This is a genomic window from Nostoc sp., assembly GCF_036919615.1.
Lineage (GTDB): Bacteria > Cyanobacteriota > Cyanobacteriia > Cyanobacteriales > Nostocaceae > Nostoc.
The window spans coordinates 146,007-172,678 of sequence record NZ_JBALCN010000093.1; the positions used below are offsets into that span (position 1 = coordinate 146,007).

25 protein-coding genes and 1 pseudogene are annotated in these 26,672 nt (G+C 42.4%); 14 read left to right on the top strand and 12 right to left on the bottom strand.

The window, feature by feature from the left end:
* Positions 1–245 precede the first annotated feature (245 nt).
* Positions 246–989, top strand: coding sequence for an SIMPL domain-containing protein (locus V7K48_RS26955; RefSeq protein ID WP_335077062.1), 744 nt, complete (start codon positions 246–248; stop codon positions 987–989).
* Positions 990–1,040: 51 nt separating this feature from the next.
* On the opposite strand, the gene V7K48_RS26960 is transcribed toward V7K48_RS26955, so the two are convergent.
* Complete coding sequence (locus V7K48_RS26960; protein WP_335077064.1) at positions 1,041–1,403, bottom strand: single-stranded DNA-binding protein; 363 nt, start codon at positions 1,401–1,403, stop codon at positions 1,041–1,043.
* Positions 1,404–1,777: 374 nt separating this feature from the next.
* Between V7K48_RS26960 and V7K48_RS26965 the strand changes: the two genes are divergently transcribed.
* The 3 genes from V7K48_RS26965 to mreD all read left to right on the top strand — a co-directional run bounded on the left by V7K48_RS26965 (position 1,778) and on the right by mreD (position 4,356).
* Positions 1,778–2,785: a rod shape-determining protein gene (locus V7K48_RS26965; RefSeq protein WP_335077066.1), complete on the top strand. Its 1,008-nt coding sequence runs from the start codon at positions 1,778–1,780 to the stop codon at positions 2,783–2,785.
* Positions 2,786–2,884: 99 nt separating this feature from the next.
* The gene (gene mreC / locus V7K48_RS26970) at positions 2,885–3,694 is read left to right on the top strand and encodes a rod shape-determining protein MreC (protein ID WP_335077069.1); all 810 of its coding nucleotides are present in this window, start codon (positions 2,885–2,887) and stop codon (positions 3,692–3,694) included.
* A gap of 26 nt (positions 3,695–3,720) precedes the next feature.
* Positions 3,721–4,356 carry a rod shape-determining protein MreD gene (mreD, locus tag V7K48_RS26975; RefSeq protein ID WP_335077071.1) on the top strand — a complete coding sequence of 212 codons (636 nt, stop codon included), beginning with the start codon at positions 3,721–3,723 and terminating at the stop codon, positions 4,354–4,356.
* Positions 4,357–5,154: 798 nt separating this feature from the next.
* On the opposite strand, the gene msrB is transcribed toward mreD, so the two are convergent.
* Together msrB and V7K48_RS26985 are read right to left on the bottom strand one after the other, a co-directional pair.
* A complete protein-coding gene (gene msrB, locus V7K48_RS26980; RefSeq protein ID WP_335077073.1) occupies positions 5,155–5,649 on the bottom strand; it encodes a peptide-methionine (R)-S-oxide reductase MsrB in 495 nt (164 codons plus the stop codon).
* A 293-nt stretch (positions 5,650–5,942) separates the two neighbouring features.
* Positions 5,943–6,107: a hypothetical protein gene (locus tag V7K48_RS26985; RefSeq protein WP_335077075.1), complete on the bottom strand. Its 165-nt coding sequence runs from the start codon at positions 6,105–6,107 to the stop codon at positions 5,943–5,945.
* Positions 6,108–6,292: 185 nt separating this feature from the next.
* On the opposite strand from V7K48_RS26985, the gene ssuD reads away from it, so the two are divergent.
* The 4 genes from ssuD (at position 6,293) to V7K48_RS27005 (ending at position 9,801) form a co-directional block, all read left to right on the top strand.
* A complete protein-coding gene (gene ssuD / locus V7K48_RS26990; protein WP_335077077.1) occupies positions 6,293–7,453 on the top strand; it encodes an FMNH2-dependent alkanesulfonate monooxygenase in 1,161 nt (386 codons plus the stop codon).
* Positions 7,454–7,480: 27 nt separating this feature from the next.
* A complete protein-coding gene (locus V7K48_RS26995) occupies positions 7,481–8,119 on the top strand; it encodes a beta-class carbonic anhydrase (RefSeq protein WP_335077079.1) in 639 nt (212 codons plus the stop codon).
* Positions 8,116–8,682: an NADPH-dependent FMN reductase gene (gene ssuE / locus V7K48_RS27000; protein WP_334811606.1), complete on the top strand. Its 567-nt coding sequence runs from the start codon at positions 8,116–8,118 to the stop codon at positions 8,680–8,682. The genes V7K48_RS26995 and ssuE overlap by 4 nt, the downstream gene beginning before the upstream one ends.
* Positions 8,683–9,459: 777 nt before the next feature.
* Positions 9,460–9,801 carry a hypothetical protein gene (locus V7K48_RS27005; RefSeq protein ID WP_335077082.1) on the top strand — a complete coding sequence of 114 codons (342 nt, stop codon included), beginning with the start codon at positions 9,460–9,462 and terminating at the stop codon, positions 9,799–9,801.
* Positions 9,802–10,081: 280 nt separating this feature from the next.
* Here the strand turns inward: V7K48_RS27005 and V7K48_RS27010 are convergent, their stop codons facing one another.
* Together V7K48_RS27010 and V7K48_RS27015 are read right to left on the bottom strand one after the other, a co-directional pair.
* Positions 10,082–10,567, bottom strand: coding sequence for a PepSY-associated TM helix domain-containing protein (locus V7K48_RS27010; RefSeq protein ID WP_335077084.1), 486 nt, complete (start codon positions 10,565–10,567; stop codon positions 10,082–10,084).
* Entirely contained in the window at positions 10,564–10,752 is a 189-nt protein-coding gene (locus V7K48_RS27015; RefSeq protein ID WP_335077086.1) for a hypothetical protein, read from the bottom strand. Before V7K48_RS27015 ends, V7K48_RS27010 begins: the two co-directional genes overlap by 4 nt.
* 10 nt (positions 10,753–10,762) lie before the next feature.
* On the opposite strand from V7K48_RS27015, the pseudogene V7K48_RS27020 reads away from it, so the two are divergent.
* Positions 10,763–10,900: pseudogene (locus tag V7K48_RS27020) on the top strand (transposase); the annotation flags it as partial.
* 156 nt (positions 10,901–11,056) lie between these two features.
* Here the strand turns inward: V7K48_RS27020 and V7K48_RS27025 are convergent.
* Positions 11,057–12,460, bottom strand: a complete 1,404-nt coding sequence (locus V7K48_RS27025; RefSeq protein WP_335077088.1) for a PAS domain-containing sensor histidine kinase — start codon at positions 12,458–12,460, stop codon at positions 11,057–11,059.
* A complete protein-coding gene (locus tag V7K48_RS27030; protein WP_335077176.1) occupies positions 12,460–13,002 on the bottom strand; it encodes a cysteine hydrolase family protein in 543 nt (180 codons plus the stop codon). The genes V7K48_RS27025 and V7K48_RS27030 overlap by 1 nt, the downstream gene beginning before the upstream one ends.
* Before the next feature lie 86 nt (positions 13,003–13,088).
* Here V7K48_RS27030 and V7K48_RS27035 point away from each other — a divergent pair, with 86 nt between their 5' ends.
* From V7K48_RS27035 to V7K48_RS27055, 5 genes are all read left to right on the top strand, one after another.
* Positions 13,089–13,295 (top strand): hypothetical protein, encoded by a 207-nt coding sequence (locus V7K48_RS27035; protein WP_335077090.1) that lies wholly within the window; start codon positions 13,089–13,091, stop codon positions 13,293–13,295.
* 140 nt (positions 13,296–13,435) lie between these two features.
* Positions 13,436–14,773: an FAD-binding oxidoreductase gene (locus tag V7K48_RS27040; RefSeq protein WP_335077092.1), complete on the top strand. Its 1,338-nt coding sequence runs from the start codon at positions 13,436–13,438 to the stop codon at positions 14,771–14,773.
* A 56-nt stretch (positions 14,774–14,829) separates the two neighbouring features.
* Positions 14,830–16,185 (top strand): (Fe-S)-binding protein, encoded by a 1,356-nt coding sequence (locus V7K48_RS27045; RefSeq protein WP_335077094.1) that lies wholly within the window; start codon positions 14,830–14,832, stop codon positions 16,183–16,185.
* 381 nt (positions 16,186–16,566) lie between these two features.
* Complete coding sequence (locus V7K48_RS27050; protein WP_335077098.1) at positions 16,567–17,865, top strand: P-loop NTPase fold protein; 1,299 nt, start codon at positions 16,567–16,569, stop codon at positions 17,863–17,865.
* Between the two features lie 323 nt (positions 17,866–18,188).
* On the top strand, positions 18,189–23,372 hold the full coding sequence (locus V7K48_RS27055; RefSeq protein ID WP_335077100.1) for an nSTAND1 domain-containing NTPase: 5,184 nt from the start codon (positions 18,189–18,191) through the stop codon (positions 23,370–23,372).
* A 152-nt stretch (positions 23,373–23,524) separates the two neighbouring features.
* On the opposite strand, the gene V7K48_RS27060 is transcribed toward V7K48_RS27055, so the two are convergent.
* The 5 genes from V7K48_RS27060 to V7K48_RS27080 form a co-directional block, all read right to left on the bottom strand.
* Positions 23,525–24,532: a phycobilisome rod-core linker polypeptide gene (locus V7K48_RS27060; RefSeq protein ID WP_335077102.1), complete on the bottom strand. Its 1,008-nt coding sequence runs from the start codon at positions 24,530–24,532 to the stop codon at positions 23,525–23,527.
* A 90-nt stretch (positions 24,533–24,622) separates the two neighbouring features.
* A complete protein-coding gene (locus V7K48_RS27065) occupies positions 24,623–24,745 on the bottom strand; it encodes a hypothetical protein (protein ID WP_335077104.1) in 123 nt (40 codons plus the stop codon).
* Positions 24,746–24,991: 246 nt separating this feature from the next.
* Entirely contained in the window at positions 24,992–25,330 is a 339-nt protein-coding gene (locus V7K48_RS27070; protein WP_335077106.1) for a CpeR family transcriptional regulator, read from the bottom strand.
* Positions 25,324–25,953 carry a chromophore lyase CpcT/CpeT gene (locus V7K48_RS27075; RefSeq protein WP_335077109.1) on the bottom strand — a complete coding sequence of 210 codons (630 nt, stop codon included), beginning with the start codon at positions 25,951–25,953 and terminating at the stop codon, positions 25,324–25,326. The genes V7K48_RS27070 and V7K48_RS27075 overlap by 7 nt, the downstream gene beginning before the upstream one ends.
* A 103-nt stretch (positions 25,954–26,056) precedes the next feature.
* A complete protein-coding gene (locus tag V7K48_RS27080) occupies positions 26,057–26,593 on the bottom strand; it encodes a phycobiliprotein lyase (RefSeq protein ID WP_335077111.1) in 537 nt (178 codons plus the stop codon).
* Positions 26,594–26,672 lie beyond the last annotated feature (79 nt).

Consider the following 26,672-nt stretch of genomic DNA (forward strand, 5'->3'; position numbering starts at 1 on the left):
TTTTTAGGGATTTTAAATGGTTGCTCTATTTCCGCCGCGCTGTACTAGTGTAATTTTTTTAGTTTCCAAAAATGTAACCATTTCAGCTTTTGACGATCGCAGTGTCAAAGTAAGAACATACAAATCGTATCTAGCGATCACACTTAAGTTATGAAAAACTTGTGGTAGCTGTTAAATCTCAACGGCCACCAGAGGATTGCTACATACGCTTATTTAAAACATTTGTTGTGAGGAGTGCAAATCTTATGATTAGAGCCGCTTTATCTGGTTCTCAGTTTCCATCTGGAAACTTGTGGAAAATATTGCCTTTAACTTTGCTTTTATGTGTAACTTTTACAGTGCCTGCATTGGCACAAGAAAAGGATAAATTGTGGCGAACCCTTAGTGTCAGTGGTCGTGGAGTGGAAACAACTCCTGCAACCTTGGCGCAGGTTAGTTTAGGAGTGGAGATTCAAGGGAAAACAGCACAGGAAGTACAGCAAGAAGCTGCCCGGAGATCATCTGCTGTAGTTGCGTTTCTCAAGAGCCAAAATGTTGAAAAATTACAAACTACTGGTATTAGCCTCAACCCAGTTTACAGCTACACCAATAATGTGCAGCGGATTACAGGCTATGCTGCCAATAACACTGTGAGTTTTCGCATTCCTGTTGAGAAAGCTGGGACATTATTGGATGATGCAGTCAAAGCCGGTGCGACACAAATTAACAGTATTAGTTTTGTTGCGAATGATCAAGCGATCGCTAGGGCACAAAAACAAGCATTAAAAGAAGCTACTCAAGACGCACAGCAGCAAGCTGATGCTGTTTTCAGTGCCTTGGGTTTTAAACCCAAAGAAATAGTAAGCATTCAAGTTAATAATGCTAGTGCGCCTCCACCACCACCAATGTTTTTACGGGCTGAGGCTACCAAGTCAGCTGATGTTTCTACCCCTGTTGTTGGTGGTGAACAGCAAGTAGAAGCATCGGTGACGCTGCAAATTAGCTATTAGTCATTAGTCATTGGCCATTAGCATTACTAAAAACTAATGACTAATGACTAATTAAAAATGTTCTGAAGACATATTTTCTGTACCGCCCTCTCCATCCCGCTTAGAGCCTAGTAAATCCAGTTGGTCTACTTGGATAACTGGTGATGATCGGTTTGCTCCTGTTTGGCGATCGCTCCATGTGTCAAACTTCAAGGAACCTTTGACAGCAATTTGCTTGCCTTTACGTACGTAATTATTTGCCACCTCCGCCGTTTTTCCCCATAGTTCCAAATTAAACCAGTCGGTATGTTCACCTTCTTTAGTCCGACGATTAACAGCTAGTGTCAATCTACACTTAACACTACCAGATTCAAAATACTTAATCTCTGGGTCGCTGCCTACACGACCAATGAGGGTGACAACATTGATACTCATAGGTGTTACCTCTTAGTACAACCGTACTTATTCATTCTCGACTTCCATCATAGCGAATTGTGAAACTCTTGAAAATAATGTGTTAAACAGTTAACAATATAGTTGAATTGAAAAATTATACATACTACTTGGAGAAACACATAAAAGTATACGGATATACTAAGTTAACCAGGGAATATCAAAAAATACGAGGACTGAGACATAGTAAATATTCCTGGGAATCATCTAAAAATATAGTCTAGTTTACTCAACTCAGGATATAAACGTAATCGAATCTAGCACGATTAATTCTTACCGTTGTAATCAAAAAGTATCGCACATAGGGGGCTTTGAGACGCGTGGGTATTTTTAGGAACTTTCGCACATCATGGGATATGGGTATCGACCTCGGTACCGCTAACACTCTCGTTTATGTATCTGGTAAAGGTATTGTACTGCAAGAGCCTTCTGTAGTTGCTATCGATGTCAACGAAAAGGTAGCACTAGCAGTAGGAGAAGAAGCCAAAAAAATGCTCGGTCGCACACCCGGAAATGTGATTGCCCTCCGCCCTTTGCGGGATGGTGTAATCGCTGATTTCGATATAGCCGAGCTGATGCTGAAAAGCTTTATTCAGCGTGTAAATGAAGGCAGATCTCTAATTTTACCCCGGATTGTCATTGGTATTCCCAGTGGTGTCACAGGAGTAGAAAGACGAGCTGTGATGGATGCAGCTCATCAAGCAGGAGCAAGAAAAGTCTATTTAATCGATGAACCTGTAGCTGCGGCAATTGGGGCAGGGCTACCTGTAGCCGAACCGACAGGCAACATGATCATTGATATTGGTGGTGGCACAACAGAAGTTGCGGTGCTGAGTCTCCAGGGTACGGTGATTAGCGAATCAGTACGCATTGCTGGAGATGAACTGACTGAAGCGATCATTCAGTATATTAAGAAAGTTCATAACTTAGTGATTGGTGAACGGACTGCCGAGGACATCAAGATTCGGATTGGTTCTGCCTATCCTACTAATGATGATAATGACGCCATTATGGAAGTCCGAGGCTTACACCTGCTTTCTGGTCTACCGCGAACTGTAACCATCAAAGGCCCAGAAATCCGTGAAAGCATGTTGGAACCACTATCAGTAATTATAGAAGCTGTGAAGCGGACACTGGAACGCACACCTCCAGAACTGGCAGCAGACATTATTGACAGAGGTATTATGTTGGCTGGTGGCGGTGCTTTGCTCAAAGGTATAGATACCCTGATTAGCCATGAAACAGGGATTGTGACCCACATTGCTGCCGATCCTTTAAGCTGTGTTGTGCTGGGAACAGGTCGTGTGTTAGAAAACTTCAAACAGTTGGAACGAGTGGTTACCGAAAGCTCTCGCAATATCTAGCAAAAAAATATCAGACTTGAGTTCTATTTGAGTTCTATTTGGGTTTTATATAAATAGAATCCAAGTAGAACTTAATTTATATAAGTATGCAAGGTATATATGGTTACAATACGGCGTTGGTGGGATCATAAAGGGTTACAAATCGGGTTGTTAGCTTTAGTAGTTGGTAGTGCTTGGATATTGCGACAGACTCAAGGTGAATTGGTGCTTGAGACATACCAGGCAATTACCCGTCCGTTAGAGATGTTGCAGTCAGGGCCAACTCCAGAAGAACGTCTTAGAGATGCCCGGATATTGGAATTGCAAACCCGTATAGTAGATTTGGAAAGTCAAAAGACAAAGCTACAAGATTTATTAGGCTATGTGGAAAAAGAGCCGCTGGCATCACGGCCAATTCCAGCACGGGTAATCGGACGTAGTGCTGATCAATGGTGGCAACAAGTTACCCTGAATCGTGGTACAAATGCGGGGATTCAAGAAGGCTTCATAGTCAAGGCAGATGGCGGATTGGTGGGTTTGGTGGAGAGTGTAACTCCCAATACTAGTCGCGTGTTATTAATCAGTGACCTCAAGAGTCAAGTGGGTGTATCCATTAGCCGCACGGCAGCTAAAGGCGTTTTGCGAGGGGATTCTTCAGCAGAAGCTGTGCTGGAGTTTTATGAAAAAGTCCCAAATGTCAAGGTAGGAGATTTAGTTTCCACATCTACTTATAGTCAGAAATTTCCATCTGGCTTGGCAGTAGGACGAATCAAGTCGCTGGATTTAAAGAAACTTCCGGCATCAGTGGCGAAAATTGAGCTTTTTCCGCCAATCCGCTCTCTCGATTGGGTAGCTGTTTATCCAAAGCCAGAAAACCAAGAGTTGGAAAATCCAGAATCGGCAAATCAAGTGCCGCAAAAGTCTAAGTAAATTCTCCCTTGAAAATCCATAGAAAAATGAAGATTCCTGCATTTGGTGGCAGCAGGCAGAAAAGGCCAAAATCCTCAGGGCGAAAATCGAAATTCCAAATCCAGCCGCTTGCTCGTTGGCATCCCGGTATACGTAAGTTGTTGGGTTGGATAGTGACGGCTAGTTCTGTACTGTTATGTTTACTATTATTGCCAACCCGACTGCCAGGTATGGAATTATTGGGAATTGGCCCTAATTGGCTGTTAATTTGGGTGGTAGCTTGGAGTGTGAAGCGTACAGTGTTTTCCGGAGCATTGGCAGGTATAGTTCTGGGGCTACTTCAAGATTCAATGACATCACCTAACCCTACTCATGCCCTCAGTTTAGGTATAGTAGGAATTTTAACTGCTCTGCTCCAGAAACAGCGTTTTATCGAAGAAGATTTTATTTCGATTGCTGTTATTGTCTTTGGTATGGCAGTTTTGGCAGAAACTATCTTTGGGTTGCAATTAACTTTGATCGGTGATGCCTACGGCGGGCACAGCCTACGCAAGGTAACAGATATTTGGACATATTACCAGCGTGTCGCCCTAGCCTCTGCGATTCTTAGTAGTCTGTGGGCACCTGTAGTCTATTATCCCTTAAATCGTTGGTGGCAGCGGATGAAATTGTTGGAGCAATAAGTAGGGAGGCACAATTAAATATAAGATAAAACCTCACCTTCAATCCCTCTCCTTACCAAGGAGAGGGAAGCCGGAGGCAGGGTGAGGTTTTATATTTAATTTGACCCACTTACTTACTAAAGGGAGTTAGCAGTTAAGAAGGGGATAGGTTCCAGGTGACAGTAAAGAAAATTATCCTCTGTACCCTGTAACCTAAATCTTATGGAATTTGGGCAACCTCTGGCAATATGAATTCAAGCTACATTGAATTAAACAACACCGTATGATAATAGTTAGTAGCATTCATGTCTGATACTTTCTTTTTTGCCTTAAAAGAATATCAGGTAAATCGTCTCCTGATTTCCTGACGGCAGAATGTGGAAGCTTTTACTGATTAACATAGTTGGAGAACACTGATGTCCAAGGAAAGAAAAAGTAATAAAGAAGCTAAAAAACCTAAAAAAGATCCCAAAGACAAAAAGGAGAAAAAAGACCCAAACAAATAGGACGATTTAGGTAAATAGCTCTAGCGAAGACCAAGAGTTGCATTTCCCTAAATTGACATACTTCGTCCAGTAGTATTGAGTAGGAGAAGTTATTGTCAAAAATTTATTCACCTTTGGTCAAGCTTCAAAAGTTGTTTCAAGAGTGCTGAGTCACTGTTCCCAAGGGCGAACGGTGACTCAGCACTGTTTCGAGAAATGAATCGCTTTAGATGCACTAACTCTGAATCAACATTTTCTTAGTCTGAAGCCAGATCACAACCAGACTTGAACTCTACATTAATTTAGTTTGGCAGTGCGTGCGTTCGCAACTAAATTAGGCAGGAGTAAACTTCAACGAAACACCGTTCATGCAGTAGCGCTTGCCAGTGGGTGCAGGGCCGTCATCAAAAACATGACCCAAATGACTACCACAGCGACTACAATGCACTTCAGTTCTGGTCATAAACAACGACTTATCTACAGTACTGGCGATCGCACCTTCAATTGGATTAAAAAAGCTAGGCCAGCCAGTACCACTGTTAAATTTGGTATCAGATGTAAACAGGGGCTGTTCACACGCAGCACAATAATAAGTGCCTTGGTCGTATTCCTTATCTAATGGGCTGGTGTGAGGGCGTTCAGTCCCATGTTTACGCAATACATTAAACTGTTCTGGCGTTAAAATCGTCTGCCACTCTGATTCAGGTTTGGTAATTTCAAATCCACTGTTAGAAGTTGTCATCTCTTCAGACCCCCAATTGATATACTTTGATAACAATGCTGTGCCGACTATTAGGGCACTAGCCTGTAAAAAATACCGTTTGTCCATATATCTATTATTTTCTATTTTCCGGTTAACTGGCCAATCAACTCCAGTACGGGATTCCCTACATTAATGACTATAATCAGCGATCGCTCTGAATTAGCCCTGATAAACTGATTAAAATTAGCTAAGAATTAAAAAATTATTTTTCAATAAAATCCGGCAAAGGAATCCGATCAACTTAACTTGATCTTTAACACTACACCTGGATGTGTGTTAACGGTCGTGCATAGATATCCAGAGTGATCAGGTTCTGATCAGAAGTGTTGGCTAACTTGTGGAGCTAGTGTAACGACGGTTCAATCATCATCTTGATCAGAGGTGCTTGTTAGCTCCTGAATAGTCCCTTGTTTCCTATGACCTGTCAAAAATACAAATGCGGGATTGAGTCGCTTTACCCCACTGAGGGTGATTATGGTCAGTAACCCTCCCAATAATGCCATTTGCCAAAAGAGAATAACCATGCCAAATATCCAATTTTTCCGATCGCCACCTGATCGAACACGGCTTAATATACATTGGTCTCATAGGAATACCGTAGTTTTATAAAAAACTTCTTGCTTGCTGAAGTGGAATATGTAATACTCTAAAGCGAGAAATAAAACACGGTATTTCTATCGAATTACCGTAGTTTACAAGGACAGAACTCATGCAGCTACTATGGTTCATCCCAACCCACGGCGACGGACGTTACCTTGCAACTGCTACAGGCGGGCGGGCAGTAAGCTTTGCTTATCTGCGGCAGATTGCCCAAGCGGTGGATGACCTTGGTTATACAGGGGCATTGTTGCCCACAGGCCGCTCTTGCGAAGATGCTTGGATTGTAGCGTCAACGCTGGTATCATTGACACGACAGATGCGTTTTTTGGTGGCGATTCGTCCCGGCTTGGTATCACCTGGAGTGGCAGCGCGGATGGCAGCGACCTTTGATCGCCTCTCTGGAGGACGCTTGCTGATTAATGTGGTGACAGGAGGCGATCCTGTGGAGTTAGCGGGAGATGGCTTGCACTTAAGTCACGATCAGCGTTATGAATTAACAGATGAATTCTTGACAGTGTGGCGAGCGATCGCTAGTGGTGAACAAGCCAATCTTCAGGGCGACTATCTCAACATTCAGGATGGTAAACTGCTGTTTCCACCTGTTCAGAAGCCATATCCGCCCTTGTGGTTTGGCGGTTCCTCTGCCGTTGCTCAAAAAATTGCTGCCAAGCATATAGATGTCTATCTAACTTGGGGCGAACCACCGGCGCAAGTAGCCGAGAAAATTGCATCAGTTCGCAGACTTGCTTTATCAGAAGGGCGGACTTTGCGGTTTGGGATTCGCCTACATGTGATTGTGCGCGAAACCGAGAGTGAAGCTTGGGATGCAGCGAATCAATTGATTAAGTATGTAGATGACGAGGCGATCGCTAAAGCCCAAAAAGCTTATGCCCGGATGGATTCAGTTGGACAACAGCGGATGACTCAATTACACCACGGTAATCGTGAGGCATTAGAGATCAGCCCGAACCTGTGGGCAGGAGTCGGTTTGGTACGGGGTGGTGCAGGAACAGCCTTAGTAGGCGATCCCCAAACCGTAGCTGCCAGGATGTTGGAATATGCAGATTTAGGTATTGAATCCTTTATCCTCTCTGGCTATCCCCATCTAGAGGAAGCTTATCGAGTTGCAGAACTTTTATTTCCCCATTTGCCCTTAGAGAATCTGCCGGCAGTGGAGAAACAACATGTATTGAGTCCATTTGGTGAGATTGTGGCAAATGAAGATTTCCCTAAGCAACAGCATCAGGAAAGAGCAACGTCCATATCCTAGTAATTAAGAACTAGGAGATTACCAGCAATGTTGCACCAACAAATTGACCAAAAAATCTCAGAAACAGAAGCGTGGGCATTGCGTCGTCAGTTGGGGATACCTAACAATAAACGCTTGTGGGTGCTAGCTTGCATGGACGAACGTTTACCTGTGGAGAAAGCATTAGGAATTGGTGAAGGAGATGCTCATATTTTCCGTAATGCTGGGGGTTTAGTTACAGATGATGCTATTCGGTCAGCGATGTTAACTACACATTTTTTTGGCACAAAAGAAATCATCGTCATTAATCATACCGAATGTGGCATGATGACAGCATCAGGAGATTTTCTCACTGAGATATTGCAAAACCAAGGTATTGACGTGGATCAAGTTGCTGTCGATCCCGCCTTGCCAGAGTTGAAGCTACCAAAAGGCGTTTTCTCCAAGTGGATCAAAACGTTTACCGATGTGGATGAAATCTGCACACAGCAGGTGGAATTGCTACGTAATTCTCTCTTAATTCCCCAGGATGTAATTATTCATGGCTACATCTGGGAAGTAGAGAATATGAGTTTACGCCGTCCCTACAAACGTCTGAGTGAGAAGGTCAACACCGCAGAAGCTATGAAGACCAAAACCACGAAACACACTGAACCCGTTTTAGAAATTGGGAGTTTAATTGAATGACAAATATTCTGGCGATCGCTGGTAGTCCAACTCATCCATCCAGAACTTACGGTTTTGTCGAATACACTGCCAAGCTTTTACAACAAGAAGGCTTGCATGTAGACATTATTTCAGTTCGGGATTTGCCTGCTGAAGATTTAGTTTTTGGACGATACGACAGCCCAGCTTTAGAACAGCCAAAAGCTTTATTAGCAAAGGCAGATGGTGTGATTATTGCCACCCCAATTTACAAAGCTGCTTACACAGGAGTGCTGAAAACATTTCTAGATTTGCTGCCACAAAAATCATTGACAGGTAAACCCGTGTTACCAATTGCCCTTGGTGGGACGATCGCTCACTTATTGGCAATTGAATATGCCCTGAAACCTGTGTTATCTGAATTAGGAGCGCGGCATATCCTAGCTACTATTTATGCGGTAGACAAACAAATTCAACGACAAGCTGATAACAGCGTCCTGTTAGATGAGGAAATTGAGCAAAGACTCAAAGATGTTCTCAAGGAATTTGTTAAAGCTGTAGAATATGATGCCGCAGCCCCTCAAGAATTGGTTCATGCCAATTAAATAATCAAGTTTATACCTCCGTTTACTTGTAGCAGAGGGGTGATTTATACCCATCTGCTACTTTTTTTTAAAAGTCAATCAGAGCAACATAAATTTATTTTCAATAATTACACTTTTATAGCGATATTCAAATGAATAGACTATGCCCAGACCTCTCTTTAAACTTCTCTAGTCTATTCAACTAATACCGCTGTAATTTCTGGTTTTTCCCATAGAAAATGTTGTACACATGCAAATTGCCTCCTAACTCTACCTGTAGTAGATGAGTAAAATTTACTCATCTACTACTTTCATCCCTTGGCGCTTCAAAAAGAGGCAAGGGAGCAGTTCTTGAGGGGGAGCAGGGGGATGTTCAGACGGGGATTGTACCCCGACTGAACGAGAGCCATGCAAAAGTTGTGGGGGATTGCGACCGCAAGCTCACACTTTGTTTCGCGGCAGGGGGAAGAAGCATTCCCCCTGCACTGCTCTCTTCCCCCCTACTTCTTGTTCAATTTATAAATCTCAACACTTACAAAAAATCTCATCGGTGATTTTCGTGGGTGTTTAAGTGCGGGTTACTTGTGTCCGAAACCGGACAGACAACATTAATCAAATTTTTTATACTAATTCCACCAACTGAAAGTTGTGGTAAAATACCCAGTTATAGTAAAGTGTAAAAGTTGGTAGGTCTAAATTGCTATAGATGTGCCATTCCAAATTCGACGCCAAAAACCCTGGCATAAATAGCAAATTTCTTCTTAGTTAGAAAGTTAGATATTGCTACTTTAAGTATGAATGATGGATAATTTACAGAAATTTGCACAAGAAGTTGACCAAAATAACGATACCTACTCACAATTGATGGCAATTAGCCAAGAGTGTATTAAGAACGCACATTACGAAACTGCCTACCATGCTTTGTGTGCTGCCTTGCACTATGCCCAAGATATTGGCGACGAGCATCGTGTAAAAGTCGTGCAAGAAGCGGCGAAAGCACAACGCGATTGGATTGACGCCCATGCTCCAAAACATCGGTTGTCAAGTCAGTCTACTCTTTTACGCCAAGGTGTCAGCCTATATGACACGCTTGCCAAACAAGCAGCTACACTGGCGCTACTTATAAGAACTAAGAAATAATTAAGGCTGCAAAATTTTCGTAATTGCTGAATTAGAGGGGGACGAGTAGTAATAGAAATTTTGTATACAGGTGGAGTTGTTAATGTTGCCAAAAAGTGTTGGTGAACATTGGCTTAATCTCCCCCACTTGCGATCGCCCTATTCTTCTAGCCAAAACAAAGGTAAATGAGCGGCAGATTAGAAGCTGATTTCTTGGGATTGTATTCCCAAGGGAAAATAAAAGACTCTTCAGGCTTCTGGAAAACTAATTCTTGGCTGAAAACTTAACCATTTTCATCGTCTACTGTTGGCGATTTTTTTCTTTGTAGCGATACCGCCACATCATAAAGCCAGTGAGAAATAAAATTAGTAGTGCAAGTCCGACAAATACGTAGAGAATCTGAGATGTCAGTCCCCAGAAAGTGCCGAAGTGGAGATTGCCAAAAGAATCAATGACGCGATCGCCCAAAGACTTCAGTTTGGGAGTCACAACTTTGAGTACCTGTGCGGTATAAGGATCGAGACTCACAGATTCACCCATTTTGCTCTCAATCGTAAATGCACTGCTTTTAGCTTCGGGATACCATACAATCGAGACTTGCAAGCCTGGTACTGTTTGCTGGGCTTGCTTCAGGAGAACAGAGAGTGGTGTGAACGCCTGACTCGGCTGAGGCTTGACTATTATGTTCTCGCTACTGCTGGGTGAACTAAACGTGAACGCATAAATAGCCGGATAAGTCCATTGCTCAAATGCCCAGCAAAAACCAGTGAAGGCGGCGAAGCTCATAAATATTGCCACAATGAGCGAGCGCCCATCGCTTTTCCCATGTAAGGATTGATAAATGCTCGATGCCAATCATCTGGATTTCCTTTGGGATAAAACTGTACTATGAAGGGATGGCGTTCTTCGCTAGGAGCCGTGGCAAACAATATTTTCCCATTGGGGTAGGTTGTTTGGAAGATTTCAACCATGCGCTCAATGCGTTGGGTTGTTGAGCGCACTTTTGGCTGGCTGAATTGGTGTCGGCGTTTAAGTAAAGATTATGAAAGACTACCCGAAACTTCGGAAACATTCATTTATGTTGCCATGATTCGTATCATGGTTCGACGGCTTGCATAATTTTTAGCTGACTCTGACTTTTAAAACATCCTCTAAGCTGACGGCAAGCTTCACGCATTAATCAGTGACCGATATGAATAATTAGCCCAGTTTCTTCAGTTATAGCAATAAACTTCTCTAGAGAAACAAATCCTTGTTGCGGGTGCTGCCAACATACTAGAAATTTGACACAGGTTGCTGAAGGGGAATACGAATAAGAAACTCAGCACCAACTCCTGGTTGGGAAATGCATTCTAAAGAACCGCCATGTTTTTGTGTAATAATTTGGTAACTAATAGCCAGTCCCATCCCTGTACCTTGTCCAATAGGCTTGGTCGTAAAAAACGGATTAAATATTTGCTTTAAGGCATCTTCTGGTATTCCTAGCCCATTGTCGGCAATGCTAATAGTGACTTGATCTGGTTCTAGCAATTGGGTGCGAATATAAATTCGGGGATTATCCATTATATTGAATTTTTTTGTTGTCCACCGACCTCTAAGGGCTGAATCTTCTAAAGCATCGAGCGCATTCACTAAAATATTCAGAAATACTTGGTTTAACTGCCCAGGATAACATTCAACTAAGGGGAGACTACCGTATTCTTTGATCACCTCAATTTGTAGGCGCTGGTTAGCAGGGTTTAGGCGGCTTTGAATGATCATTATCGTGCTATCAATTCCCTGATTAATATCAACTGTTTTCATTTCAGCCTCGTCTAAGCGTGAGAAAGTCCGCAGGGAAAGAACAATATCTCGAATCCGCTCTGCTCCCATGAGCATCGATTTGAATAATTTGGGAAAGTCTGACCTTAAAAAATCTAGTTCAATGAAATTTGTAAACTCCTCAATTGCCTCGGCTGATTGGGGATAATGTCTTTGGTAGATATCTAATAGTGAAAATAAATTTTGGGTGTATTCATCAGCCGATTTCAGATTGCCGTAAATAAAGCTAACTGGGTTGTTAATTTCATGGGCAATCCCTGCAACTAATTGCCTCAAACTTGACATTTTTTCAGTTTGCACCAGTTGAGCTTGAGTATATTTGAGTTTCTCAAGGGTAACTTTGAGGTCTTGATTAGCTTGAATTAGCTCAATATTTCGTTGTTCTACCCTAGCTTCCAGTTCCTCATTCGTTTGCTTCAGTAATGCTTCTGCATGTTTGCGTAAGCGAAGCTCGTTGTAGACATCGCTAATATTGATCATTGAGCCAGAAAATTCTGTTTCACTTTGAGGTTGAGCAGACAGTTCCAACCAAACAATTACACCAGTTTGATGGTAAAAGCGGAGTTCTTGACAAACCTCTACTCCGGTTTGTAGCTTTTCTAGAGTTTTTTCCCACAAGTGGCGATCATCCAAGTCAATGAAATTGCTTAAAGCACTACCGATGACATCTGCTATGGCATAACCAAGGGTATTTGTCCAGGCTCGGTTAAGGAAATTGAGATTACCCAAGCGATCGCACTTAAACACAATTTCGCGCAGACTATCCACCAATTCGCGGTAACGCCGTTCGGATTGAGACAATTTCTCAATCAAACTGTACTGAATCTGTGTATGTAATTCATTGCTAAAATCTGACATTATACTGTACTCGTCAAACGCTGAAGTAGCTCGGTATGGTTAATTGTCTCGGCGTATAAGGGGAAAACGTGAGTGTGGTAGAATTCTTGCTCAAACACCGTGCGAGCAGAAGTGCAATCAGACAAAAGAACAACCTGATAGCCTTTCTCATGGGCAGAACGACCTGTAGAATCAATACAGACCGAAGTGACTGCACCAGCTAGAACTACATGAGTAATCTGTTTTTCATGGAGAATCATGTCTAAATTAGTATTTATGAAAGCATTAAATCCTCGTTTTCCGGGAACTTCGAGAATTCTGCTGCCAAAGGGTAGCAACTCATCAACCATCTGCGATCCCCTCGTACCAGCTTGAAAAGCCCCAACTGACTTGATAGTTTTAAGAATGCCAACAGGTTCAACCAATTCCTGGTAGTTTGACGTAAAAAAAATTGGTGTGGCAATTATCAATACTGGAGTTTGTAGCAAACATCGTACAAGGTCAACGGTGTTTTCTAATACTTTGGTGGCCCTTGAGGATTCCTCAATAACATTATGTAGAATACCATCGGCTGCAAAGTAGTCATTTTAATAACCAATCAAGATCACAGCAGTACTTTGGGGTTGCATTGTATTTCTAACTATTTAGTATGTACAGGTACTTTATTATTCCCGTTTTAAGTGTTCTGATAACGTGGAACATTTTCGAGAGTAAACACCCGTGGCTGCAACTGTCGGATAGCTTCTGCTACAGCGATCGCTGCACTCAGGTCGTCAGCCGTTTCAATACCCTTACCTGCTTTGGCAGTGTGGGCCGGACTGCCTCACCGGAACGCGCTGCCTCTCCTTTGCGGTAGCCTGCGGCAAGCCGCTCCGCGTATACGTTTTATCATGATTTTGCGTAAGTCCTGTGGAAATTCCTTACTGGTGGTAACAATCCGCTTTTTTGGTCAGGTTAGCCAGTAAATTAGAAGTAGGGCGTAAAAAAATAAACTCAATGAAAGCGATGTCTAACGACAAGCCGCAAGGCGTCTGCGCTTCTGATTTTGCATCTATCATTGGCGAAGAAAATGCGGTTTACCTATGGGAAAATATCGAACTAGGTCAGCAAAAACGTATTCAACAGACAATAGCTTTTGGAAATTCTCCCAGTTGTATTGTCTATCCCCGCACCCAAGAACAGCTAGCCGCAGTCATTACAACAGCTCACAGTCACAACTGGCGTGTTCTCCCCTGTGGTAGTGGCAGTAAACTTAGCTGGGGCGGTTTAGCTAAAGGCATTGATGTCGTAGTCAGTACAGAACGCATCAACCAACTGATTGAACACGCTGTTGGGGATTTGACTGTCACGGTAGAAGCTGGGATGAAGTTCTCTAATCTCCAAGCACTTTTAGCAAAGTCGCGGCAATTTCTTGCCCTTGACCCCACAGCACCAGAATTGGCAACCATTGGTGGTATTGTCGCTACAGGTGATACAGGTTCTCTGCGGCAACGTTATGGTAGTGTGCGCGACCAGTTACTAGGTATTACCTTTGTGCGTGCTGATGGACAAGTCGCCAAAGCTGGGGGAAGAGTAGTCAAAAATGTTGCCGGATATGACTTGATGAAGTTGCTCACTGGGTCATATGGCACATTAGGCTTTATTAGTCAACTAACTTTTCGCCTGTATCCGCTACCAGAGGCATCGGGGACGGTGGTACTAACGGGCAGTGCAAATGCTGTATCCCAAGCGGCTGATATCCTTCGAGGTTCGGCGTTAACACCAGTCCAGGCTGATTTGCTATCAAATAAATTGGTATCTAGTTTAGGTTTGGGTGAAGGACTGGGATTAGTTGCCCGCTTCCAAAGTATTAGTGAGAGTGTTAAGGAACAATCAAACCGAGTTTTGGAAGTTGGGCAAAAGTTAGGTTTAAATGGGGCAATTTTTGCAGATGGTGATGAAGCTAATCTATGGCAGAGATTGCAAGAACGAATACATACTACTGCCACAGAATCAGTAATTACCTGCAAAATAGGAGTGTTACCTACTGCTGCCGTGGAGATTTTGACTCAGGTAGAGCTGGGTTTAATTCATATAAGTAGTGGTTTGGGTTTGTTACAATTAGAGAGTAAAAATCAAGTTTTGAAAGTGCGCGATGAGCTACACTCCGCTGGAAGCGATCGCACTCAAGCTCATAAAGGTTTTTTAACAATTCTGGAAGCACCAGTGGCGGTTAAAGAACAAATAGATGTTTGGGGCTATACGGAGAATGCTTTGCCGCTGATGCGCCAGATTAAAGAACAGTTTGATAGTAAGAATATTTTAAGTCCTGGTCGGTTTGTGGGTGGGATTTAAGGAACTAACCGCAGAGACGCTGAGAGCGCTGAGATAGAGAGGGGAGAAAAATAATTATGCAAGTTTCAGAAAATTCTGTTAATAATACGGCTAGTTTAAAGAATTTGAAGGGGTTTGATCAGAATCATCCGCCTGACCCGAAGTTGATTGATAGTTGTGTACATTGTGGATTTTGTCTCTCGACTTGTCCGAGTTATCGGGTACTTGGGAAAGAGATGGCTTCTCCTAGAGGACGCATCTATTTAATGGATGCAATTAACGAGGGTGAAATTGCCCTAAATACGGCAACTGTAGAACATTTTGATTCTTGTTTGGGGTGTCTTGCTTGTGTGAGTACTTGTCCTTCTGGTGTGCAGTATGACAAGTTAATATCTGCAACTCGTCACCAAGTTGAACGGAATTATTCCCGCAGTTTACCAGACCAACTGTTTCGTCAACTGATCTTTTCTCTGTTTCCCTATCCCAACCTTTTACGGATTTTATTAGTTCCGTTATTGGTTTATCAAAAGTTGGGATTTGCTAAATTCTTTCGCGCTACAGGTTTACTCAATAAAATATCGCCCCGTTTGGCAGCAATGGAATCGATTCTGCCAGAAATTACTCTCAAATCTTTTCAAGATAATTTGCCTACTGTCATCCGCGCCCAAGGTGAGAAGCGCTACCGAGTTGGGGTGATTTTGGGTTGCGTGCAACGGCTATTTTTCTCCCCAGTGAATGAAGCAACAGTGCGGGTTTTAACGGCGAATGGTTGTGAAGTTGTGATTCCGAAATCTCAAGGTTGTTGTGCAGCGCTTCCTGAACATCAAGGACAAACAGAACAGGCGAAAGCTTTAGCAAGGCAGATGATTGATAGTTTTGCCAACACTAATGTAGATTTTGTGATTATCAATGCTGCTGGTTGCGGTCATACTTTAAAGGAATACGGTCACATTTTAGAAGATGACCCAGAATATCGGGAAAAGGCGAAGGATTTTGCAGCTAAGGTTAAAGATGCTCAAGAGTTTTTAGCAACAGTTGGGTTAACAGCGAAACTTTCGCCACTAACTGATAAACCCTTGAATTTAGTTTATCAAGATGCTTGTCATTTATTGCATGGACAAAAAATTAGTGTGCAACCACGTCAGGTATTGCGACAAATTCCAGGGGTAAAGTTGAGAGAACCAATAGACGCGGCTTTATGTTGTGGCAGCGCTGGGGTTTATAATATGCTGCAACCGGAAGTTTCTGAAGAATTGGGTCAGCAAAAAGTGCAGAATTTGTTGAATACTGGTGCTGATTTAATTGCTTCTGCTAATCCGGGGTGTACTTTGCAAATTACGAAGCATTTACAGTTGCAGGGTAAGAAGATTTCAGTTATTCACCCGATGGAGTTGTTGGATTATTCGATTCGGGGTGAGAAGTTGGAATTCTAGATATTAATTAGGTGTGTTATAAATACAGTTCCGTTAAGGTGCATAGTCCTTAAAGATCCCCCTTAGTCCCCCTTTAAAAGGAGGAAATAGAGCCATTCTTAGCCCCCCTTTTTAAGGGGGGTTGGGGGGGTCAAGTCTTATCCAAACCGTATTAGGTGCGTTATGCGTTTACTAAGCTCATTTACTTTATAAATAGCCTCTAACGCAGCTTAATAACTACAGGTATTTTTGCCAATTCAGGGAATCAACACTAGATTTATTACAAAAATCTATTTTTGCAAAAGGTCTATTCTAAAGAAGTTTTTTCCGAAATAGCAGCTTTGTTCTCTGTATAATCACTTAAATTGGCAGTAGTATAAAGATAATTTCGGGTGATTTGTGATGAAACTAGATTTAGTCAGGTTTTTTCAAGCTTGCAACCCCAGCAAGACTCTGGTTGTGAGCAAACCGGAAGATAGACAGTATTATATTGATTTCTCCAAAGTCCGTGGTGCCAAGATTATTGAGGAACTTGGGCGAACTATTACCCGCCTTTCACCTGAAGAACCTACCTGTCAATTATTTACCGGACATATCGGCTGTGGTAAATCCACTGAGTTACTGCGGCTCAAAGCAGAGTTAGAGCAGCAGGGATTTCATGTGGTTTATTTTGAGTCTAGCCAAAGCTTGGATATGGCTGATATTGATGTTACAGATATTTTACTGGCAGTAGCGCGTGAGGTGAGTCAAAGCCTGGAAGCAATAAAAATTAATCTCAAGCCAGGATACTTTCAAACTCTGTTTACTGAACTTGGTGAATTTTTGCAAACGCCGATAGAACTTGGGGGAGAATTATCTGTAGGTATTGCCAAAATTACTGCCAAAACTAAAGATAGTCCCAAACTTCGTGGCCAGTTACGACAATATTTAGAACCGCGCACCAATGGCATTTTAGAATCAATTAACAAAGAATTGCTCAAGCCTGCTAGAGAAAAACTCAAGCAGCAGGGTAAAAAGGGACTGGTAGTAATTATAGATAATCTCGACAGAGTGGATAATTCTCAAAAACCTTCCGGTCATTACCAGCCAGAATATCTCTTTGTGGAACGGGGCGAACAGTTAAACCAGCTAAACTGTCATGTTGTTTATACCATTCCGTTAGTGTTGATTTTTTCCAACGCTTTAGGAAGGTTAACAAATCGCTTTGGCGTAGACCCCAAGGTTTTGCCGATGGTTCCTGTGCAATTACAAGATGGTTCGCAATTCTCACAAGGAATCACGCTGCTGCAACAGATGGTTATGACAAGGGCTTTTCCTGGTGTTAGTTGGGAACAAAACCGGAATTTAATTACTGAGGTTTTTGATAGTCCTGATACTTTAGAGCGACTTTGCCGAGTTAGCGGCGGTCATTTGCGTAATTTGCTAATGTTATTGTTTCGCTGTCTTCAGCAAGAAGACCCACCCCTGTCGCGGGAGTGCGTAGACAGGGTGATTAAACAACGCCGCAATGAGTTAACTTTGGCAATTACGTCCGATGAATGGGAAGTACTGCGTGAGGTGGCGCAAGAGAAAAGCTTGAGAGGTCATGAAAGATACGAACTTTTGCTCCGCAGTATGTTTGTATTTGAATACCGGAATGAGGATGGTTTGTGGTTTGATATCAATCCGATTTTGGCTGAAGCGAAGGAATTTAGGTTTTGAATCGGCTGTAGAGGCGTAGAGTTATACGCCCTTACCTATTAGGTCTTTTGTGAAATAGCATAACGTTAGCAGTATCAGCAATTATGGGAGCTATATCAACAAGTGCGGGAGCTATATCAGCAAGTATGGAAGCACATTATTTTCCTATTCTTTATTCCCTATTCCCTGTCTCTACTAATGAATTTAATTTTATTTTGTTACTTATTTACAGCAGTTGCAAGTAAATCAGGTAGAAAATACAGGACTCATACATCAGACATAAAGAGCTTCTGCCTCCAAACCCGTAGCTTTGTACTTCATGTAAAAGAAAACTGCTGTATGTTATGAGTAATCAGCAAGAGCCAGAAAATTTAGCCTTTGACAATGAGAGTTCATTGCAGACTCTGGTGCGAACAATTACCCTTTCTCAGGGAGAATTTTCGCTGATTTTGCTGCGCTGTAACTATGCTGCTTTACGTCAGCGCATGGTGCAACATCTGCACCAATTATCTCCTGTACACATTCACGAAATTACTTTACCTGCATCAGTCAAAACGCTTTACACAAATATACGCGAACAACTTGGAGATGAACAGCCACTTACATTGATGATTTTTGGTTTGGAGTCGGTTAAAGATATTGATACAGTTCTGACTTCAGCTAACCAAGTGCGGGAGGAATTTAGAAAGAATTTCCCGTTTCCGACATTGTTGTGGATTAATGATTCAGTTCTGCAAAAATTTATTAGATTAGCGGCTGATTTAGAGAATTGGGCAACTATTATTGAGTTTGAAAACCCTACTGATGAGTTAGTCAACTTTCTCCAGCAAAAAAGGGATGAAATCTTTGCTGGTGAGGTAACGCCTAATCCCCAAATGTGCCGGGAACTAAAAACCGCTTGTCAGGATTTGCAAAATCGAGGAAAAGTATTAGAAGCAGCACTTCAAGCAAGTTTAGAGTTTGTGCTTGGCTTGAATGATTATCTCCATGACCAGATAGATTCTGCTTTAGCAGACTACCAACAAAGTTTGGGGTTCTGGCGACAAAGTAATCATTTAGAACGACAAGGTATATTACTCGTTAATATTGCTTTAGCATATAACCGCCAAGCCGAAAAAAATCAGACAGAAAATCAACGCTATTGGCAAGAGTCTAGAAATTACTTTCAGCAAGCTATTGATATTTTTGAACAAGCACAACGTTCAGATTTAGTTGCCAAACATATTACTAAACTGGGTGAAGTTCTACGACATTTGCAAGCATGGTCAGAGTTGCAAAAACTTGTTGAAAAATCTCTACTGCTACATGAAAATTATGGCACACCGTTGCAATTGGCTAAAGATTATGGTTTTTTGGCAGAAGTAGCCTTAGAGCAGTCACGCTATAATGAAGCTAATCAACTCGCGGGGCAAGCATTGCAAATATTAGCTGCTCTTCCTAATATTCAATCAGATGAATTTGGATTATATCGATTTATTGTAGCCAAATCGCAACAGGGTTTAGGTAAAGTTCAAGCAGCAATTAATAATTTAGAAACTGCAAAAAGTGAAAGTAATCATCAGTACAAACCACAATTATATATATCTATATTAGAGAGTTTACGCTCACTCAAATTTCAGCAAGGTGAATATCTCAAAGCTTTTCATATTAAGCAAGAGCAACTACAAATTGAACACCAATATGGTTTTCGCGCCTTTGTTGGTGCATCTTATCTTAATCCCCAGCGACAGGCAATTAATTATGCACAGTTACAAGTAGAAAATCCTGAAACAATTGCTCAAGAAATTGCTGCTTCTGGTCGGGGACAAGATGTGAAGCAGTTGCGAGAAAGAATTGGCGGGACTGAGTATAAATTGACTGTAATTCATGGTCAGTCAGGAGTGGGGAAAAGTTCAATTTTGCAGGGTGGATTAATTCCGGCGCTGCGACAGGAAGCAATTGGTGAGCGAGATGCTTTGCCTATTCTGTTGCGAGTATATACAGATTGGGTGGGAATGTTGGGGCAGAGTTTAGCTAAGACTTTTGAGGAAGTCAGAGGTAATGAATTATCTGTGAATCTGGATTCTTCAGCAGTTATTTTAGGAGAGTTACGAAAGAATGCTGACCGGAATTTGTTAACGGTTTTAATGTTTGACCAGTTTGAGGAGTTTTTCTTTGTTTATATAGACCAAGGTCAACGACAAGCATTTTATGAGTTTTTGCAAGTTTGTCTAAATATTCCTTTTGTCAAGGTAATTCTATCTTTACGGGAAGATTATTTACATTATCTATTAGAGTTAGACCGTTTATTTGATTTAAGTGTAATTAATAAAAATATTCTCGATAAAAGTATTCGTTATTATTTGGGGAACTTTTTGCCCGCAGATGCTAAAACTGTCGTACAGAGTTTAACAGCACGCTCTCATTTTTATCTAGAGCCTGCACTGATTGATGAATTAGTACAAGATTTAGCAGGTGATTTAGGAGAAGTCCGCCCAATTGAGTTACAAATTGTGGGGACGCAACTGCAAACTGATAAAATTACAACTTTAGAAAAGTATCGTCAGTTTGGCACTAAAGAAAAACTGGTTGAGCGATTTTTAGAAGAAGTAATCCAAGATTGTGGTGCAGAGAATGAACAAGTTGCTCGACTAGTTTTATATTTACTTACAGATGAAAACGGAATTCGTCCACTAAAGACTCGTGCTGAGTTAGCCGCAAATTTATCAGCAGAAGTTGATAAACTAGATTTGGTGTTAGAGATTTTTGTGGCATCTAGGTTAGTATTCTTGTTACCAGAATTGCCTGCTGACCGTTATCAATTGGTACATGATTACCTCGTATCGTTTATTCGCCAACAACAGGGAAGTGAGTTGTTAGCGGAATTAGAAAAAGTTCGGGAACAACAGAAGCTAACTGAAGAGGAATTGAAGCGTGAACAACAGGCAAGGCAGATATTAGTTGATGCTCAAAGCAAAGCAGATCAACAAATTCAAGAGGGACGCAAGCGGTTATTGATAAGTTCTGGTTTAGCAGTATGTCTATTATTATTAGCAGGTATATCATCTTTATATTCGTTAAATCAAATTCAATTTGCTAAGGAGGCTGAAAATCAAAAGCAACAGGCAGAAAATAAAAGTAAAACGGCTGAAGCAAACTACAATCTAGTAACACGAAGTCTGCAAGCTACGCAAAAACAACAGACAGAGATACAAAATAAAGCGCAGACAGCAGAAGTTAAATTCAAAGTAGCAGGAGCAGAAACTCAACGAGCAAAACAAAACCTACTGAATGCTAAAGTAAAATTAGTCCAGGTAAATCAGGAAGCAGCAAAATTACAAGATAAAAATACCCAAATAGAAGAAAGAAATAAAACAATTAGCCAACAGGTCAAAACTACTCAGGAGAAAGTACAACTGGCTAATAAACAATTACAGGAAGAGGAATCTAAAACTAAACAGGCTCAAACTATTTTGAGTCAAGTACAAATAGCCCGGACAAAAGCAGAGACAGCACAAAAAGAAGCAGAGGAGGGAACAAAGCTAGAACTGGCTGGAGTTAGTGCCTTAACACAGTTTGAGTCTGCCCAGTTAGAATCATTGGTAGCAGCAATCCAGAGTGGTAAAAAGTTAAAAACTCTAGTAAAAGATAATCGCCCTATAGAAAAATATCCAGCTATCAGTATTATTTTCGCTTTGCATACAATTCTTGACAATATCAGAGAACTTAATCAGTTCCAAGAGACTCAAGGCATTGTCAATAGTGTGAGTTTCAGCCTGGACGGCAAAACCATCGCCACGGCATCAGATGACAAGAAAGCCCGGTTGTGGAGGCTCAACGGGCAACTGCTCCAAGAATTCAAAGGGCATCAAGGCAAAGTTTTAAGTGTGAGTTTCAGCCCGGATGGCAAAACCATCGCCACGGCATCAGAGGACAAGACAGCCCGGTTATGGAGGCTCAACGGGCAACTGCTCCGAGAATTCAAAGGGCATCAAGGCGAAGTTTTAAGTGTGAGTTTCAGCCCGGATGGCAAAACCATTGCCACGGCATCAGAGGACAAGACAGCCCGGTTGTGGAGGCTCAACGGGCAACTGCTCCAAGAATTCAAAGGACATCAAGGCATTGTCAATAGTGTGAGTTTCAGCCCGGACGGCAAAACCATTGCCACGGCATCAGAGGACAAGACAGCCCGGTTGTGGAGGCTCAACGGGCAACTGCTCCAAAAATTCAAAGGACATCAAGGCATTGTCAATAGTGTGAGTTTCAGCCCGGACGGCAAAACCATTGCCACAGCATCAGATGACACGACAGCGCGGTTGTGGAGGCTCAACGGGCAACCACTCCAAGAATTCAAAGGGCATCAAGGCATTGTCAGAAATGTAAGTTTCAGCCCGGATGGCAAAACCATCGCCACGGCATCACAAGACACGACAGCGCGGTTGTGGACGCTCAACGGGCAACTGCTCCAAGAATTCAAAGGGCATCAAGACTTTGTCAGGGGTGTGAGTTTCAGCCCGGACGGCAAAACTATCGCCACAGCATCATCTGACAAGACAGCGCGGTTGTGGACGCTCAAGGAACAACTGCTCCAAGAATTCAAAGGGCATCAAGGCATTGTCAAGGGTATGAGTTTCAGCCCGGACGGCAAAACCATCGCCACGGCATCATCTGACAAGACAGCGCGATTGTGGACGTTCAACGGGCAACTGCTCCAAGAATTCAAAGGGCATCAAGGCATTGTCAGGCGTGTGAGTTTCAGCCCGGACGGCAAAACCATCGCCACAGCAACAGAAGACGGGACAGTGCGGTTGTGGAGGCTTAACGGGCAACTGCTCCAAGAATTCAAAGCACATCAAAGCGATATCTGGGGTGTGAGTTTCAGCCCGGACAGCAAAACCATCGCCACGGCATCACAAGACAAGACAGCCCGGTTGTGGACGCTCAACGGAGAACTGCTGCATGAATTCAAAGGGCATCGAGGTAGTGTCAATAATGTGAGTTTCAGCCCGGACGGCAAAACCATTGCCACAGCATCATCTGACAATACAGCGCGGTTATGGAGGCTCAACGGGAAACTGCTCCAAGAATTCAAAGGGCATCAAAGCTGGGTCTGGGGTGTGAGTTTCAGCCTGGACGGCAAAACCATCGTCACAGCAACAAAAGACGGGACAGTGCGGTTGTGGAGCCTCAACGGGAAACTGCTGCAAGAGTTCAAAGGAGATCAAGGCCGTATCAGGGGTGTGAGTTTCAGCCCGGACGGCAAAACCATCGCCATAGCAACACAAGGCGGGATAGTGCGGTTGTTGACGCTCAACGGGAAACTGCTCCAAGAATTCAAAAGGTATCAAAGCGATATCAGGGGTGTGAGTTTCAGCCCGGACAGCAAAACTATCGCCACGGCATCAGAGGACAAAACAGTGCAGTTGTGGCCTGTGGAGAATTTAGACCAATTGCTGGTGCGGGGTTGCAATTGGCTGCATGATTATTTGCAGAATTCTAATGTGAATTTGAGTGAGAGCGACAAGCATCTCTGTGATGATATTAAGTAGATGGTGAGCAAAACCTCTGGTGATTAAATATTTCAAGTTATCCACAAAGACGATGCCTACGGCGGTAAACTACGCTACATTATTTAACTTTTGCAAAAGTGGTGCATTAGCCTTTGGCGTAACGCACCCGACAAAACTAAATAGTAGAGAAATTAGCCATTAAAAACGCGACTGCGCCACTTATTCAATCGGGCTTCCCCAATTGTGGCATACCGTCGAGCATCAGCAATTTGCTCTTGCAAACCTGCAATCTGTTTTGCTTGCGCGTCAGCTTGCTGTTGCAAAGATGTATATTCGCCTGTGCTGGTCATGGAACTGGAAGATTGCAAACTACTACTGAATTTTGTTGCACCGATGCTAGCAAAGGGTCTTAAGTCTGCTAGTTGTTGTTGCAAAGTTGCAATCTGGCTTTCTTGCTCTTTAATCTTTTGCTGCAAGCCTTGTTCAGCTGCTGTCTGAGCTGCAATAAACGGATTAACTGGAGCAGCAGTTTCTGGCTTTGGCTTGAATACTTCAGCAAGTATTGCACTAACATCTGTGGGTTTGGCTCTACCATAAGGAGTGTTGGTAATTAGCGATCGCACCAGCTGAGGTTCATTATTCGATGCTAGGTTTTTGTCACTGCTAGAATTGCTCCGCACCAGTTGCAGCATATTGGTAAATTCCAATATCTTTTTGCCTGTTTGGGTTTTATAACCCCGGTAATATGGCACTATGTTATCCCCAAAGGCATCTAGATACTCGTCGCTATCAAGATAAGAATCAATATCCGCCTCAAAACCCTTCTCATCTAGAATGTTGCTGTGATATTTCGTCTCGGAGTAATCATCGGGAGCGCGACCCAGCAGGTGTTTGAAGTTCAGTTCAATCGCCCGGTAGCGGTAAACTTTATCAAAAAATCTGGAGCGATACAACTCTGATTTGGCAACTTGACGCACAAACTCACGGACATCGATTATACCTTGCTTGAGTTGGGATTCGGGAACGATCAGCCGCTCACTTTCCATAATGTAGGCATTACCCAATACTTGCCGATAAACTCCTCGAATTGCAATTTCAATGTCTTCAACTGAAGCAGTAGTCCACAGTTCAATGGGTTCTGTTTGGGGAAATGCTTGATATTGGCGGCGTCTGGTTTCTTCGTCTAAAAAGATTTGCATACTTGGTTAGTGTGGGTAGGAGTGACTAATGGCTTTGAGAACGTTCGCTAAAAATCTATATTTTTAAAGGTAATGGGAGCTAAGTATTTGTTAGTGGTTACGTGGTATAGCTAATACCAATTCTTTGTGAAACTGCACAAAACCAAGCTTGGAAAGACTTGGGGTTTGAGCAAATTGTTCTGGAGCAACCTCATAGGTAATCGATACAAGCACTAACAAATCTTAATTCCCTTTACAGTCAGGATTAATTTATCAAGTTTTGGGGAGTGTTTTAGTTACATTTTCTAACAAACTTAGACGGCTAACTGTTAATAAGTAACAGCTAATTATAGTAAACAATTAGCAATTAAACATTAACAATTAGCCGTCAACCCCCTTGGGGAGTATTTAAAATTCAAAACTTAATTTTGAATTGGAATCTAGACACCTGTTAGAAGGATTTCCGCAGGATAGTAACTCTCAAGCACGCTCATCAAATCTACTGTAGAAACCACCGTATTTTATCCAGTATTGTTTCAAAGTGTGATGAGGCGTATGCAAACTGGCTTTAGCCTGATATAAAATCACTTGGCGATGATCGCCCATCCAAATTTTATTAATCGGGTCAACGCATATTACACTCCCTCCTAAAGAAGCAACACATTCAGAAAATCTTTCAATTGTCGTATATTCTAATGTCTCGAATATAAAAAAGTTACCCGAACAAATCAAGTGGCGACTGCGAATCCAGCAGCGCATTTTTTTTTCAGCCAGTGGAGGTAACATGTTGGTTTTAACCGACTCAAGCTGAATCAACATAATGCGCTCACCGCATGTAATTCATCAGCAAAACTTTCCCGTTTTTCAAATCGCAAAGGGCCAGCAGTTGATCCCCATATTTGCTCGTGGGTTTCAATGTCCATACCTTTATCTAGACTTAACCAAGTACGCTCAGTTACTTCTACTTCGCTGACAAGATATGTCTGGCATCCATTGCGCTTAATCAGACATTGATTACCCGGTTCCACACTGCCTCGAAACATTTCACCTTTTCGCTGGAAAACCATTGAACAGTGATGACGCCGTTCGATGTTCTCTGGGGTGATGGTTTTGAGGATATCTAATTCACGAGCAGCACCTGCATAAAGCATCGGATCTTTCAAGCTGTAATTTTCGATATAGATGCGATCGCCCCAATCCACTAGTCTATGTACTCCCTGGCGATAGGGTGTCCATAAATCATGGTCATATACTTGTTCTGAATAAAAACCAACAGCAGAAAAAAATTCAATCGGTAAAGGACGAAAAAAAATGTGAATGTGGGCGTAAAGTTGCGGATTTGCAAAAGATTGCTTATAGTTGCTAAAATCTCCTGCCATCCAACAGGCTAAAGTAAGCAAATCGCTAGCGTTGGTGCTAGATTCACTGGGCGCTATCGTCACGTCGCTTCGCTCCGAATTTAAAATTCAAAATTCATTCAAAATTAACAATCTCCATAAATAAATTTAGGAGCTTGTATCCTTTTATGTTTTAACTTGATATTTGTTAATTGGTTAAACTTGACAAAGAGCGAATCTCTGAAGAAAAGGAAGCTGTTGTCACGCCTTTACCATCACTGGTTTTAATCATCGCTACCCGAAATCGGAGATTTGGGTTAGCAAACCAAATTCGCTCCTCAGCAGCAGCGAGTTCATACTCTGTCAGCAGGGTAAAAATACCATCGTCACTCAAATGATATTTAGCCACTGCTGGGATTGTTTCGGCGTATCCCTTATCCCGCAGGAGTTTGCCTCTAGAAGGATTTTCGGCATCGGGAATTGGCACCAGCACAGTACTACCAGAGATTGGTTTATCGTCCCAGTCTGACTCACCTTCCCAACTCATCCGAAAAGGGTGGGTGATACTGGCGGGGTCAGTGTCATACAATTGACAGATTGCTAGCACCGCTGGATCATCGGTGGATAGAGACTCAATGTCAATGTTAGACAGTACTTCTTCAAAGTGGGCGAATGCTAAATGATGACCGCTACGCTGCGATCGCCATTGTCCAATTGAAAGTTCAAAGAATTCAGTAATTTGCATTAGAAAAGTGATCTTAAAAAGTAGCTTACAATCCAAGAAATATCTTGGCTAAAAAGTTATTCTCTCAGTCTATATGCTA